The sequence below is a fragment of the Actinomyces faecalis genome (assembly GCF_013184985.2).
GTDB classification, from domain to species: domain Bacteria; phylum Actinomycetota; class Actinomycetes; order Actinomycetales; family Actinomycetaceae; genus Actinomyces; species Actinomyces faecalis.
The window spans coordinates 866,657-878,922 of sequence record NZ_CP063418.1; the positions used below are offsets into that span (position 1 = coordinate 866,657).

The 12,266-nt window shown below is 69.2% G+C and carries 22 protein-coding genes; 4 read left to right on the forward strand and 18 right to left on the reverse strand.

Annotation, left to right across the window (positions count from 1 at the left end; translation table 11 throughout):
• Positions 1 to 23: 23 nt before the first annotated feature.
• From HRL51_RS03575 to HRL51_RS03645, 15 genes are all read right to left on the reverse strand, one after another.
• Positions 24 to 458, reverse strand: a complete 435-nt coding sequence (locus HRL51_RS03575; RefSeq protein ID WP_172193564.1) for a hypothetical protein — start codon at positions 456 to 458, stop codon at positions 24 to 26.
• A gap of 43 nt (positions 459 to 501) precedes the next feature.
• Entirely contained in the window at positions 502 to 1,572 is a 1,071-nt protein-coding gene (locus tag HRL51_RS03580) for a PD-(D/E)XK nuclease family protein (RefSeq protein ID WP_172121369.1), read from the reverse strand.
• A complete protein-coding gene (locus HRL51_RS03585) occupies positions 1,569 to 1,892 on the reverse strand; it encodes a hypothetical protein (protein WP_172193565.1) in 324 nt (107 codons plus the stop codon). The genes HRL51_RS03580 and HRL51_RS03585 overlap by 4 nt, the downstream gene beginning before the upstream one ends.
• Entirely contained in the window at positions 1,889 to 2,044 is a 156-nt protein-coding gene (locus HRL51_RS03590) for a hypothetical protein (RefSeq protein WP_172121367.1), read from the reverse strand. The genes HRL51_RS03585 and HRL51_RS03590 overlap by 4 nt, the downstream gene beginning before the upstream one ends.
• Positions 2,041 to 2,478 carry a WhiB family transcriptional regulator gene (locus HRL51_RS03595; protein WP_172193566.1) on the reverse strand — a complete coding sequence of 146 codons (438 nt, stop codon included), beginning with the start codon at positions 2,476 to 2,478 and terminating at the stop codon, positions 2,041 to 2,043. The genes HRL51_RS03590 and HRL51_RS03595 overlap by 4 nt, the downstream gene beginning before the upstream one ends.
• A complete protein-coding gene (locus HRL51_RS03600) occupies positions 2,475 to 3,629 on the reverse strand; it encodes a hypothetical protein (RefSeq protein WP_172193567.1) in 1,155 nt (384 codons plus the stop codon). The genes HRL51_RS03595 and HRL51_RS03600 overlap by 4 nt, the downstream gene beginning before the upstream one ends.
• Positions 3,626 to 3,811, reverse strand: coding sequence for a hypothetical protein (locus tag HRL51_RS03605; protein WP_172121364.1), 186 nt, complete (start codon positions 3,809 to 3,811; stop codon positions 3,626 to 3,628). Before HRL51_RS03605 ends, HRL51_RS03600 begins: the two co-directional genes overlap by 4 nt.
• Positions 3,808 to 5,055 carry a hypothetical protein gene (locus tag HRL51_RS03610; protein ID WP_172193582.1) on the reverse strand — a complete coding sequence of 416 codons (1,248 nt, stop codon included), beginning with the start codon at positions 5,053 to 5,055 and terminating at the stop codon, positions 3,808 to 3,810. The genes HRL51_RS03605 and HRL51_RS03610 overlap by 4 nt, the downstream gene beginning before the upstream one ends.
• 2 nt (positions 5,056 to 5,057) lie before the next feature.
• The gene (locus tag HRL51_RS03615) at positions 5,058 to 5,468 is read right to left on the reverse strand and encodes a DUF7432 family protein (RefSeq protein ID WP_172193583.1); all 411 of its coding nucleotides are present in this window, start codon (positions 5,466 to 5,468) and stop codon (positions 5,058 to 5,060) included.
• Complete coding sequence (locus HRL51_RS03620; protein WP_172121012.1) at positions 5,465 to 5,665, reverse strand: hypothetical protein; 201 nt, start codon at positions 5,663 to 5,665, stop codon at positions 5,465 to 5,467. Before HRL51_RS03620 ends, HRL51_RS03615 begins: the two co-directional genes overlap by 4 nt.
• On the reverse strand, positions 5,662 to 6,000 hold the full coding sequence (locus HRL51_RS03625) for a helix-turn-helix domain-containing protein (RefSeq protein WP_172121013.1): 339 nt from the start codon (positions 5,998 to 6,000) through the stop codon (positions 5,662 to 5,664). The genes HRL51_RS03620 and HRL51_RS03625 overlap by 4 nt, the downstream gene beginning before the upstream one ends.
• Positions 5,997 to 6,572: a hypothetical protein gene (locus HRL51_RS03630; RefSeq protein WP_172121014.1), complete on the reverse strand. Its 576-nt coding sequence runs from the start codon at positions 6,570 to 6,572 to the stop codon at positions 5,997 to 5,999. The genes HRL51_RS03625 and HRL51_RS03630 overlap by 4 nt, the downstream gene beginning before the upstream one ends.
• Positions 6,573 to 6,669: 97 nt before the next feature.
• Complete coding sequence (locus HRL51_RS03635) at positions 6,670 to 7,011, reverse strand: hypothetical protein (RefSeq protein WP_194256542.1); 342 nt, start codon at positions 7,009 to 7,011, stop codon at positions 6,670 to 6,672.
• Complete coding sequence (locus HRL51_RS03640; protein ID WP_218957652.1) at positions 7,008 to 7,781, reverse strand: phage antirepressor N-terminal domain-containing protein; 774 nt, start codon at positions 7,779 to 7,781, stop codon at positions 7,008 to 7,010. The genes HRL51_RS03635 and HRL51_RS03640 overlap by 4 nt, the downstream gene beginning before the upstream one ends.
• Positions 7,782 to 7,847: 66 nt before the next feature.
• Positions 7,848 to 8,090, reverse strand: a complete 243-nt coding sequence (locus tag HRL51_RS03645) for a helix-turn-helix domain-containing protein (protein WP_172193581.1) — start codon at positions 8,088 to 8,090, stop codon at positions 7,848 to 7,850.
• Positions 8,091 to 8,209: 119 nt separating this feature from the next.
• Here HRL51_RS03645 and HRL51_RS03650 point away from each other — a divergent pair, with 119 nt between their 5' ends.
• Positions 8,210 to 8,476, forward strand: coding sequence for a helix-turn-helix domain-containing protein (locus tag HRL51_RS03650; RefSeq protein WP_172193580.1), 267 nt, complete (start codon positions 8,210 to 8,212; stop codon positions 8,474 to 8,476).
• A gap of 20 nt (positions 8,477 to 8,496) precedes the next feature.
• On the opposite strand, the gene HRL51_RS03655 is transcribed toward HRL51_RS03650, so the two are convergent.
• The 3 genes from HRL51_RS03655 to HRL51_RS11990 form a co-directional block, all read right to left on the reverse strand.
• Entirely contained in the window at positions 8,497 to 9,303 is an 807-nt protein-coding gene (locus tag HRL51_RS03655) for a phage antirepressor (RefSeq protein WP_172193579.1), read from the reverse strand.
• Positions 9,304 to 9,408: 105 nt separating this feature from the next.
• Complete coding sequence (locus tag HRL51_RS03660; protein WP_172193578.1) at positions 9,409 to 9,822, reverse strand: hypothetical protein; 414 nt, start codon at positions 9,820 to 9,822, stop codon at positions 9,409 to 9,411.
• Positions 9,823 to 9,900: 78 nt separating this feature from the next.
• On the reverse strand, positions 9,901 to 10,128 hold the full coding sequence (locus HRL51_RS11990; protein WP_172193577.1) for a helix-turn-helix domain-containing protein: 228 nt from the start codon (positions 10,126 to 10,128) through the stop codon (positions 9,901 to 9,903).
• Positions 10,129 to 10,205: 77 nt separating this feature from the next.
• Here HRL51_RS11990 and HRL51_RS03670 point away from each other — a divergent pair, with 77 nt between their 5' ends.
• The 3 genes from HRL51_RS03670 to HRL51_RS03680 all read left to right on the forward strand — a co-directional run bounded on the left by HRL51_RS03670 (position 10,206) and on the right by HRL51_RS03680 (position 12,189).
• Positions 10,206 to 10,670, forward strand: a complete 465-nt coding sequence (locus tag HRL51_RS03670) for a hypothetical protein (RefSeq protein ID WP_194256544.1) — start codon at positions 10,206 to 10,208, stop codon at positions 10,668 to 10,670.
• The gene (locus HRL51_RS03675) at positions 10,667 to 11,725 is read left to right on the forward strand and encodes an LAPAL motif-containing putative phage structural protein (RefSeq protein ID WP_172193585.1); all 1,059 of its coding nucleotides are present in this window, start codon (positions 10,667 to 10,669) and stop codon (positions 11,723 to 11,725) included. The genes HRL51_RS03670 and HRL51_RS03675 overlap by 4 nt, the downstream gene beginning before the upstream one ends.
• Positions 11,726 to 11,787: 62 nt before the next feature.
• A complete protein-coding gene (locus tag HRL51_RS03680; protein ID WP_172193584.1) occupies positions 11,788 to 12,189 on the forward strand; it encodes an ImmA/IrrE family metallo-endopeptidase in 402 nt (133 codons plus the stop codon).
• Positions 12,190 to 12,266 lie beyond the last annotated feature (77 nt).

A 12,266-nucleotide genomic window follows, 5' to 3' on the forward strand; every position in this document is an offset into this window, starting at 1 on the left:
ACGAGCGGGCCGCAGGGGTCAGGTCAGAACGGGACGCCCGGTGTGGAGGCGGGGGCGGACGTCTGCGGCGTCTGAGCCTGTGGCGCGCGGTGCTGGTTGAACCAGGCGCTGCCGGTCTGGAGGTCGGCCTCCGTCGGCTCCAGCACCAGCCAGGGGGCGCTCTGCCCGGGCTTGGCGTTGCCTCGTCCGATCCGCCCCAGCAGCGCCTCGCCGATGCGGGGCCTGAGCTGGGACTGCAGCACCTTGGGGAAGATCAGCGCGTCCGGGATCTCCTCGACCCCGCCCGGGCCGTCGAGGACGGTGACGGTGGCCCGCACGGCGTCGCTGGCCCCGTAGGTGGTCTGGATGCCGGTCTCGACGGCCTTCGGCTCGAAGATCACCAGCCGCCCCTCGTGGTCCGAGGGCTTGAAGCCGCCGGTGGGTGAGGGGACTGAGGCGAACGGGTTGCTGACTGTCATGGTCGTGTCTCTTTCTTGCGAGTTGTGTTGGTGGTTCCAGTCCTCACGCGGTGTGCGTGAGGGTGGTCTTTCGTGCCCTGGCGGCGTCGGTGTGCACCGGCTGCCAGGTGCCCTGGTGGGCCGCCCACAGGCCCTCCAGGGCCTGGATGGTGGGGGCGTGGCTGATGGCGTTCAGGAGGGCCGCTGACGCCTCCCCGGTGGTGCCGGCGGCCAGCGCGGCGGCGGTGCCGCCGGTGTAGGGGGTGAACCAGTCGGTGGCCTTGAGGCGGCGGTGGCGTCGCACCTTCCAGGCGAGCTCGACGGCCTCCCAGCCGCGGGCGATGTCCACCCAGTACAGGGTGCAGGTACCCTCACCGGCTGGCAGGTGGATGAGCAGCGCCCGCTCCTGGTCGATCGGCACGGTGGGCGCGGACCGCAGCCTGGTGTGCCGGTCCCACCACACCGAGTGGGCGTACACGGCCATCTGCATGGCGATCTTTCCGGGGTCGATCTCGACGTTGCCGGTCTTGATGTCCGCCACGACGCTGGTGCCGCCTGGCGTGGTGTAGACGGCGTCCATCGTCCCGGCCACCTGCAGGGAGTCCTGGACGGCCGCCTGCTCGACGGTCACCACCCTCAGCCGGGCGGAGGTGATCGCGTCCTGGTAGGCGGCCAGCGTCGACTCCATGCCCTCCGGCAGGAGCGGGCCAGGGTCCTTACCCTCCTCCCAGGCCTGGCAGGCGGCGTGGACGGCGGTGCCGAGCTCACGCCTGTCGTTGCCTCCTACCGCGCCCATGGCCCGGTCCGCGACCGAGTCCAGGACACGCTTGCCGTCGTCGCTGGTCGCGTCAGTGGTGGTGACCTCGTCCAGCAGGCTCGGCTCGGAGGCCAGCCCGGCGACGATGAGCCGCTGACCTCGCAGCATGAGGGCGTGGGAGTCGGACAGGGCGGACACGAACGTGGTGCAGCGCGTGTACGTGACCGAGCGGTCCAGGCCCTCCCCCAGGAGCGGCCGCCCGCCCTCGCCGAGTCGTGGAGCGCTCACGCGCGGGCGGCTGCGCCCGTCCCGCTCGAAGGAGTCCGAGGGGCCGTGCAGTCCCATGGCTGCGGCCTGCTGCGCGACGGTGGTGCTCATGCTGCCGCCTCCACCAGGTCCAGGAGGCTGGGGGTGCCCGTGTCGTCGGCGTGCCCCTGGGCCTGGGTCCAGCGGGAGAGGCAGGTGCCGCACAGGCGGCCCGTGCTGGCAGCCAGCCCGATGTCACGGTCCGCGCGCCCCACGTCCGACGGGACGCGAGCGAGCGCCTTCCCCTGGCACAGGCGCCTGACCGTCACCCTGGGGCGGTCGGGGCCGCCCAGGGTGCGGGTGGTGACCGGTGAGACCGCCATGACGTGGCGGGTGGTGGTGCCCGCCCTCGATCCGGTCAGCACGTAGTCAACAGTGTCGGCAGCGCTCACTGCCCCTCCTTCAGCTCGTCGCGCTGGTCGCGCCAGCGCTCGTAGTCCTCGTCGTCGTCGGCCCACCACTCCTCGCGCTCGTCGTGCCCGTCGTGGTCGGCGGTGTCGCGCCGCTCCAGCTCGACCTGGAGGGCGAAGTCCTCACGGTTCACGGGGTCACCGTCCTTGCGTAGGCCTGGCTGATCCTGGCCGCCGTGGCGGCACTGACCCGCCCACCGCCCCTGAGCTTCCGCAGCGTCACCAGGCTCACCCCGGTCGCCTCCGACACCTGCTCCCACCTCATCCCGGCGGCGCGCATCGCCTCGACCTGCCTGCGGGAGGCGTCCGACGCTCCGCGCCTCACCCAGGGGTCCCGCCTGTACCTCTGGAGCGGGGTCAGCCCGCCCCAGACACCGAACCGGTGGGTGTGGCCCAGGCCCGCCTCGGCGCGGGCGGCCTGCTCCAGGCACGCGCGGCGCAGCGGGCAGGAGCGGCACACGCGCACCGCCTGGGGGTGCAGGTCGGTCAGGTCGAACCAGGCGTCCGGGTCCAGGCCGGAGACGGCGCAGGCCGGCGCCACGACGGCCGCGGTCAGGTCCTCACTCATGCTGCTTCCTTCCATCCTTCGTTCGGTAGCGGTCGCGTGCGCCGCGGGACCGGCCCGAGCCGCACCGGCGCCTTGGCGGGCTTCCTGACCGGGGCCTTGGCCGGCACGCGGGCCGCCGCCCCGCTGGTCTTGCGCGAGGGTGCTGGCCGCTTGGGGCGCTTCACACCCGCCGCCCCTCGCCTCCGCCGCGTCTCCTCGGCGAGGCGGCCCCAGTTCTCGCGCACCGCCGCCGCCCTGGCGTCGGCGGCCGCCTGCGCCTCCAGGTGCTGGCGCTCACGCTCACGCTCCGCCTCCACGCGCAGCGTCTCTGCGCGCACCCGCACAGCCTCACGTGCCCGCCGCGAGGCGGTCAGCCTGCGCTCGACGGCCTCCTCCAGGGCGGTCAGGTCCAGGCCGTCCGGCAGCCCCTCGGGCCACCCGAACCAGCACACCAGGTCCGCCACCGCCTCGACGTCGACGCTCGTCTCACCAGGGGCGGCCTGGGACACGCCGCGGCGGCGCAGGAACGCCATGTAGTCGTACGACGGCCTGCCCATCACCTCGGCCAGCCGGGCCCGGTCGTGGCACCCTGCCGCGATCACCGCGGCGGCCAGCTGTGAGCGGGGCGGCCGTACCCGCCCGCGCGGCGTCGGCGTGTGGGTGGCCACGTGGTGCCGCCCGGCCCGCGTGAGGGCGATGCTGCCGTCGCCGGCGTACCCCTCCACCAGGCCGCGCTCGCGCAGCCGGCGCGTCGCGTACTGGAGGGAGCCGGCCTCCAGGCCGCACGACTCGCGCAGCCCCGAGCTGGTGCGGATGCCGGCCTCCAGGGCCATGAGGACCTGGTCCTGCATGGTGGCGGGGCCGCCGCCGGGCACGTGGACCCGGACCACCGGGTCCGCTGCCGGCTGCTCGCGGCGTGAGCCGGACCTGCGCAGCGCCTCGCAGGCCAGGCAGGACCGCTCGACGGTGACGCCCTTGCCGCAGTCGCTGCGGTCGCGCACACGCACCCGCGCGGTCCGCGCCGTCCACCGGTGGCCGCGTGTGCAGGACGTGGGCCAGCCGCGCTCCTCCATGGCCTCCAGCCACTGCTCCACCATGTCCTCGGGCAGCTGGGCGGACCTGCGCCCGGCCAGCAGGGACAGCGCCCGCGACCTCCACCTCTCAGATGTCATGACACCTCACCCCACCTGGCGGCCAGGGCGGCCCGCTCACGGCGCACGCGGCGGCGCTCGGTGTACTCGTCCCACGCCAGCGACAGGCCGGCCGTGGCGGCGCACACGGCCACCACCGGCCACAGGGCGACCAGCAGGACCACGGCGACGACGGCCTCGGCGGCGGCGCGTGCCCGGCTCACTGGTCCCCACCCCCCACCGGCTGGCCGTGGACGTCGACCTCACGCACCACGACCACCCTGGCAGCCTTCGCCTTCGGCTCCCCCTTGCCGGGGACCGGCACCAGGTCGTCCAGGGGCGCACGGCACTCCAGGAACCGCGCCCCCTCCTGCTCCTCCTCGCCCAGGAACGTCAGGGCGTGGGACGGTGTGGGGGACAGGTGCAGCCCGCCCCCGCACGCGGGCGTGGCGTCCCAGTCGGGGCAGGCCACGGCACCGGCCGTGGGCCACACGGTCTCGTGCCTGTAGCCCCTGCCGCTGGTCAGGTCCGGTGGCAGGGCCTTGTAGAGGGTGGCCTGGCCGTCACGGACGTCGGCGAGCACGTAGTCGCACCACTGGCGGGGCGTGAGGCCGGTGGCGCCGGTGTGGTCGATGACCACCCCGCCGCTGACGTCGCAGTCGCTGCTGTGCTGGTGGACAGCCACGTGGGACCCCGCCCTGACCGTGGCCTTCTCGCGTGCGGTGACCGTGGCCGAGCCGCCCGCCTGGACCGTGGCCGAGTCGTGTGCGTTGACCGTGGCGGAGTCGAACGCCTCGACCAGGGAGAAGCTGTAAGCGGTGACCGTGGTGGAGTCGAACGCCTTGACCGCGGCGCGCTCGGACGCGATGACCTTGGCCGAGTTGTGTGCGACGACCCTGGCGTTCCCGGACGCCTCGACCGTGGCCAAGCCGTAAGCCTTGACCGTGGCCGACTCGCGTGCCTTGGCCGTGGCGCGCTCGGACGCGACGACCGTGGCCTCCTCGCGTGCGACGACCCTGGCGGTCCCGGACGCGGTGACCGTGGCGTGCCCGGACGCGGAGACCGTGACGGCCTCGGACACGGTGACCGTGGAGGAGGCGTGCGCCAGGACCTCCGCGAGGCCGGACGCGTTGACCGTGGCCGAGTCGAACGCCTCGACCAGGGCGAAGCCGTAAGCGATGACCGTGGTCGAGTCGCACGCGGTGGCCATGGCGTGCCCGCCCACGGAGACCGTGGTCGAGTCGAACGCCTTGACCGTGGCCTCCTCGCGTGCGATGACCTTGGCCGAGTCGCGTGCGGTGACCCTGGCGGTCCCGGACGCGAAGACTACGGTCTTCCCGCAGGCCCGCACGTCCTTCCCACGGGTGTCATCCACGTGCACCTCCTTACCGGCGGGAGAGTGGATGAGGATGATCTGCTTGCTGCCAGCGAGGGCCGCGTCCAGCTCCGCCTGGTTCTCTACCCTCACGCTCACCGCACCTCACCGCCCTCAGCGGCCTCGGCGGCGTCCAGGGCGTCCCAGTCGATCGGGTCCAGCCCCTCGGCCCGGGCGTGACGGTCCACGAAGTAGCGGATCCAGCCATCCACGACCTCGCCGGCGGCGGCGCGCTCGTACCAGCCCTGGCGCCAGTCCCAGCGGTCCTGCGCATCGGACAGGACGTCCCTCTCCTCAGCGGGGGTCATCAGGCGCCTGAAGACCGTGCCACCGTCCTCGCCGGGCCAGGGCTTGAGCCAGCAGGTGGAGTCGAGCATCGCCCTGACGTCGGACAGGGAGCGCAGCGCCTCGCCGTCGAGCGCGGCGACGTCCGTGGCGTGGATCGTGACGACCGGCGCGATGCGGTCCTTGACGGGCAGGTCGGTGATGGTTTCGGGTCGGCTCATCGGTGAGCCCCTTTCTGTGAGTCAGAGTCAGTCAGTGAGTCAGTGATGTCAGTGGCGGGCAGGTCGGCCAGCCACATGAGGGCCAGCCCCGCCCCCGCCCCCACCAGGCAGGCAGGGTTCGACACCCCACCCAGGACAGCGGCCAGGCACCCAGCCAGGCCAGAGGCAAGAAAGATCAGGAGCCCGAGGCACTTCATGCGGGCCTCCTGTACAGGCGCCTGCGGCGGTGCGGCGAGGAGCTGACGCGCCTGGGGGCCTCCACCTGACCGGTGGCGACCATGTCGCGCACACGCGCAGCCGACAGGTCACGCTCAGCCACGGCAGCACGCTGCGCGGCCCTCGCGGCCACGGCAGCCTCCTGGGCCGCCACGTACTCCGCCAGCGCCTGCGGGCGGATGCGGTAGGGGCCGCCGGGCTCCATCTGCACCGCCGCCAGCACGCCGGACCGGCACAGGGACTCCACCCGCTGCCGTGAGCAGGACAGGACCTGGGCGACCTGCACGGTCGTGAGCGTCTGCTCCACGACGTTCATGACGCACCTCCCGCCTGGCAGCGGCGGCACGAGCCCGTCAGCGCGTACAGGTGGCAGCCGGTAGGGGAGGGGGCCTCCTCGGTAGGCTCGCCGGCACCACTACCTGACGACGGCGTCACAGCGTCCTGCTCGACGCCACCTACCGAGGAGGAGACATGGAGAAGCTCTTCGTCACCGTCAACAGGCAGGGCTACACGGTCAGCTCTGCCAGCAAGATCGGTTACGCACCCACCAAGGACGCACGCAGTGCACTTGACGTCGCGAACCTGTTCAGTACGCCCGGCGTCGTCACGATGCGCACCACCGTCGGGGAAGTTGCTGTCTCTGTGCCTGAAGGCGGAGCCCTCGTCACGGTACAGCCCGTCCAGGAAGGCTAGGACCTCACGCAGGTGGCGGGTGACGACGCCCGCCACCTGCCCCAGGTCACCCTGGTGGCAGGCCTCCAGCAGAGCAGCCTGGTCTCGTAGGACGCCGGCTGTGCTCAACAGGCTGAGGCCGGTCTGCGTGCGCTCAGCGGAACCGGTGAAGCCGTGGCGCTCGGTCCAGGACATGGGGTCGTTGACGCTCATCATCAGCCCTCCTTCCTGTGCCGGGGCGTGTGCCTGGGTGTGGTCAGTGCCCGCCACAGGGCCGCCAGGGGAGCGGGCGGGTGTGCGTGAGACGGGGCGGTCATGAGTCACCCCGCCTGCCCGTGGAGGAGTGCGCGTGCCAGACCTGCCCGCCCTGCGCGAAGCTGTAGTTACTGAGCAGTTCATAGGCGGCGCAGGCGATGACGGTTCGCATGGAAAACCACGGAGCTGCTGTATCGATCACGACCTCATCTGGGAGGTGGATACGGAACTTCTCCTCGCCCTCGTCCCTGACGCTGAGGAAGCCGACCCTGGCCCCGTCGTCACTGTCAGTGAAGGGCCAGTGGATCTCCCATGCGCAGCCGTTGACGGTCATCGTTGCGATGTGCTCCTGCCCGAAGGGGGCGGCCGGCAGGTCGATGCTCGCGAGCGGGTAGGTCATCGGGCACCCCCGAGCTTCGCGGCGAACTTCTCGGTCCACACGCGCTCCATCAGCGGGCGGTCGGCCTCCGTGTACGCCTTGGCCGGACGGACCTGGCCGTTGCCGACCTCCAGCATGTAGTCGTTGGGCTCGACGCCGTTCTCCGCGACGTAGGCGGCCTTGACGGCCTTGCCGAAGTTCCCAACGACGCTGCGCAGCTTGCTGCGCGACAGGTTCTTGGAGCGCAGGAAGTCCTGCGTGTACAAGGGCCTTGACTGCGGGTCGATCTGCGGGGCCTCACCCATGCCTCGGGCCAGGATGATCCGGGCCTTGGCCTGCAGGTGGTCGGCGTCGATCAGCCCCTTGGCGGCCTGGCACAGCTCCATCTGCATCTGGGCCTGGTGGATGAGGGCCTTGACCTGGTGCTCGGTGGCGCGGGGGCTGATCGCGCCGCCGTCGTGGAAGTAGCGGTCCAGGGCGTCGGCGGCCTCGGTCTGGTAGGCGACGACGAGGGCGCGCGCCTCCTGGTCCTTGACGCGGCTGGTGTCGATGGTGGCCAGCCACATGGTGAAGGTACGACGGTCGACGGTCAGCATTTCACGGCTCTTGCCGTCGGATGCAACTGCGTCCATGATGGACGTGGTTGCCCATGGCTGACGTTTGAGTCGCTTCTGCTGGGCGTAGGCATCGAGGCCGATCGCCTCGCACACCGGCTTCAACGCGATCTGGGTGCCGTCGTCGTTGGTGACGATCTCGGTCCCGTGGAACGGGACCCTGGTAACCTCGCTCATGAGGATTCCTTTCATTCTCAACGCCCTCACCTGCTGCAACCAGGTGGGGGCACTTCTCTGTGGCGGTCACGCCGCCGCTTTCATCTGGTCATGTCGGTGGGCAGCGGCTTCCGAGGCGCGACGCATCAGCTCCCACGGCTCAACGGAGAGACCGGCGCCAATTCGCTCCAGGTCAGGGACGGTGATTTGTGATTCCCCGCCCGTCTTGCGGTTCAAGGTGGATCGCCCCATGCCGATACGGCGCGCGAGGTCTTTCCCGCTGATCTCTTGACGAGCCATCTCGGCTCGGATCTCGGCGGCTAGGTCCATTGCCAGCCTCCTTTCTCACTCAAGGGTGTTCCTTGTCGGGCACACCCAACTATATGTGCCCTGTTGGGCACAGAGTCAACATGTTGCGCAGTATGTCCCTAATCGGGCACACTCAGCCCATGAGCGACAAGCGAAAACTCGACATCGGAGACCTACAGGCTTCGGCGTGTCGCATCATCCGCGAAACTCTGGACGCTCGAGGGCTGTCGGGGCGCTGGCTAGCTGAGCACGCAGATATCGGAGTGACGCGCTGCGCCGCCATGCTGCGACTAGAGCGCGTCATGACTGTGGACGAGCTAGATCGCATCTGCGCGGCCCTCGGATTTTTGACATGGCAGTTCGTCCAGGAGGCCCAGACGCGCGTGCCGTCCGACCCTGGTGCGTAAAGAAAAGGCCTCCACGGCGGTCATGCGGCGGCCTCCTCGTCGACGGTGAAGCGACCAGCCAGGAACCGGGTTACGAAGTAGGCCTGCCCCTTGCCGGTCACCTTCGGGGTGCGCGAGACGGTCACATGACCGTCGGAGTGGGTAATCGCGGTCTCCTTGACCCTGAACAAGCCCATCTCCTGCGCCCGCTGGGTCGGCATGTTGCGATCCGTGCCCTTGCGAGCAATCAGGAAGCCGTTGCGGCGCATCCACTTGAACAGGCGGTTCGCCCCGATCTCGACGCCGTTCTGGCGCAGCAGCTTGGCGAGGTCTCCGATCAGGATCGTGGAGTGTGAGGCTGTGACAGCGTCAGCGAACAGGATCTTCGGTCTGTCCGCCTCGGCTTGTGCCTGGAGTGCCTGCCGCTGCTCGCGCTCGGTCTTGAGGGCGGTCAGGGTGGCGATCATGGTGTCGGGGTCTGCGAGCATGGCCTCGACCGTTCCCGGTGTCGCGTACGCGCCGTGACGGCGGATCGCGGGCAGGACCTCGTGAGTCACCCACCGCTTGAAGGCCCTGGCCTCGGGCTTGCGACTGCGCAGGATGAGGGAGTACAGGCCAGCCTCGGAGACAACGAGGGGAGAGCGGCCGCCGTTTTCTGTTGAGATTCCGCCAATGTGGATACTATCCACATTGCTGATCTCGTCCTCGTCGAGGACCTTGCGCAGGTCGCGGGTCTCAGTGCCGAGGATGTCGCAGGCGTCCTTTGCGACGAACCAGGGGTCGCCGGCACTGTCTCGTAGTGCCCTGAAGTTGGTACCCTCGTAGTCGAAGGGGATCAGGTCATTCATGATGTTTCCTTCCTTGCCCTCATCTGCTGGAACCAGATGAGGGCGTTCTTGCCTCTGGTGGTCAGCGCGAGCTGGGCAGGTACCCGGAGACGGTGGCGAAGACGCTCACGCTGGCACCACCTCGGTGCGAGAGGGCCGCACGAGCCCGCGACGGATCGCGGAGTCGAACGTCAGTCCCACCAGGTAGGCGAGGTCAGACACGTGAGTGCGGGAGACAGTGGTTCTTGGGTTGGAGTAGGCGCGGTCGGCGACGTCGCTGAGCACGGCGACCTCCTCGTTGCGAGTCAGGTAGTAGGTGATGTCGGGGTGTCGGGCAGGGACCGTCGGGACCGGTTTCGGGTCCGGCTCCGGCTCGGGTTCTGGCTGCGGTGCTGCGGGCCTGTCGGGCCAGCCCAGCGACATGCCGCACTTGCGGCACGTGTCGGCCCCGGTCCGGACGAAGCCCATGCAGCGGCCGCAGCGCAGGCGACCCCAGCAGGTCGACTTCTTCTGTCGTCTGGCGTTGGTAGAGTTGGACATGAGAACTCCTTGTGATTGGTGTTCCACCCCTCCGGACTGTTGACATGGGCCGGAGGGGACTTGTGGTTGGAGGTGTTGTTATGCGGCTTGCTCCTCGATGAGCCGCTGAACCGGAATGTCGAGCCATTTGACGACCGTCTCGATCTCGTCGAGGTCCATGCTCACTTCGCCTGTCATTCGGCGAGAGGCGGAGGACTGACTGAGACCAAGAGCAGAAGCAAGGTCTGAGCTTGATCTGCGGCGGAACGCCATTTCGGCTCGCAAGCGGCCAGCAGCGATCTGAGTGAGCGTCTCTCGTGAACTCACGTGAGTTAACTTAACCTGAGCGGGTTTGATCGTCAACTCTCGGGCACAGTCGGCGTGTCGTGGGTACCCTTGTGCCTATGACCTCAGAGCTTCATCGGTGTGTATCCGCTGCTGTCAGGGCGCAGTTGGCCGTCCAGCGGGTGTCTGGAAACACGCTGGCTGGACGCATCGGCAAGAGTCAGAACTACGTCGCGGTACGCCTGCGAGACGAGAAGCCGTTCACTCTCGATGACGTTGAGTTGATCGCAGACGTTCTCAGCAATGAAGGTGTCGAGAGATTCCTTGAGGATGCCCTCAATGGGCAGATGGGGTACGTACTTGCGCTACGCACCTCCGACGACTCCATCAGAACCCCCACCGCCCCCGCCCCCACCAGCGACGGCGCCGACGTCCTCGCCTTCCCCCCGCCACCCCCACCACCCGTCGACCTAGCAGCAGCCCGCCAGGTCAGCCACCGCCCCGAGTGGGAAGCCACACACCAGTGGGACCAGGTCGGCGAGGAGACACAGGTCAGGGACGACGAGGACGAGGGGGGGCAGTGAGCGATCCGGCTCAGCAGCCGCTCGATACTGTCGGAGACATCTGGGATGCTCAGAGGGTGCCGACCAGGACCTACACCGAACGCGCCTCCTTCACCTTCCACGGCCTTGCCGTGGAAGGTGGGACGATGCGCGCCGCCGAGTTCGGGCAGGCCCTCATCGGCTACTCCAAGATGGTCGGCGAGGCCGCGCGCACCATCAGTCCCAAGGCGGGCGACGTCGACGTGCGCGTGCTCTCCACCGAGCGGGGATCGTTCATTACTGTCCTCAGCGTCTCGGTTGACCTGAGCCACGTCCAGGCCCTCTGGGAGTGGTTCGGCACCCCTGATGCCGAGGCCGCCGCCCGAGCACTCGACATGGTTGCCGACGGCACAGAGGAGGCAACCAAGCTCACGCTCTACATTGCGGGAGCGGTCGCCTTGTGCAAGAGGCTACGAGGCAGGCGGATTGCTCGGCGCGAGAAGGTCGACAAGCACCATGACAGGATCATCATGGAGGATGGCGAAGACTTTCTTGCCGTCGCCAAGGCTGTGGATGTCGCAGAAAACCCTACCTTCCGGAAGGCTGTCAAAGATTTCTCCGCTCCTATCACCAGGCCCGGCATCGAGTCGGTCACTCTTGACGCCGGCGAGGAAAGCGAGACCATCACCCCGGCGGACCGTAACTGGTTCTCGGACGAGGAAGCGGACAAGGACCTGGTAGAGGTCATCCCGATGCGCCTCCAGGTCGAGAGAGTGGCCTTCGATGGAGGTGCATGGCGCTTTACTGACATGGCGCCGTCTGACGGCTCTGCGCCCTACGCCTTTGCTGCGGAAATCGATGACGAGGCGTTCTTGGATGACGTCGCCGCTCGGCGACTCCGCTTCGCTGTCGGAGACGAGCTGGACGCTATTGTCGAGGTCGTGTATCCGCGAGTTCCTCGCCGAGGTGCTCGTAGACACTTTCGCGTGCGCTCGGTCGAGAAGGTGTATGGCAGCAACGTGAAGGCGTCAGAAGGGTTCCTGACTCCTGACGGCCTGGATCTACGTGACGAGATGCTCCCACCTCACACGAGCTGACTGGCGTAAGCACAAGAGGGCTGCCTGACGTTCGTGTCGCACCCCGCCGCTAGCCTGCCCTCGTGTTCCATCCGTGGCGGTACCTGCGCGACACCCACCCCGGCGTGCTCGTCTGGCACACCAGGACCCTGCCACCCACCGTCCTGGGCGTCACCGACGGGCAGGACGTGTGGCTGGACGCCGACATGACGCAGGCCGAGCGCCGCTGCACCCTCGTCCACGAGACCATCCACATCGAGCGAGGCCACCACGGCTGCCAGCCGCCCGCCGTGGAGGCCAGCGTCGAGCGCGAGGCCGCACGCCGCCTCATCCCCCTGCACGCGCTGGGGGAGGCCCTGGCGTGGGCGCGCAGCGAGGCAGAGGCTGCCGAGGAGCTGTGGGTGGACGTGGCCACGCTGAGGGTGCGCCTGGCGTCCCTGAACCACGCAGAGCGCGGCTACCTGAAGCGGCGCCTGGAGGAGTAGGCCGAGCGCGATCGCCGCCGAGACGGGGCTACCCAGGTGGGTGGTGCCCGCCTACCGGCGCACCCTGCGGAGGGCGC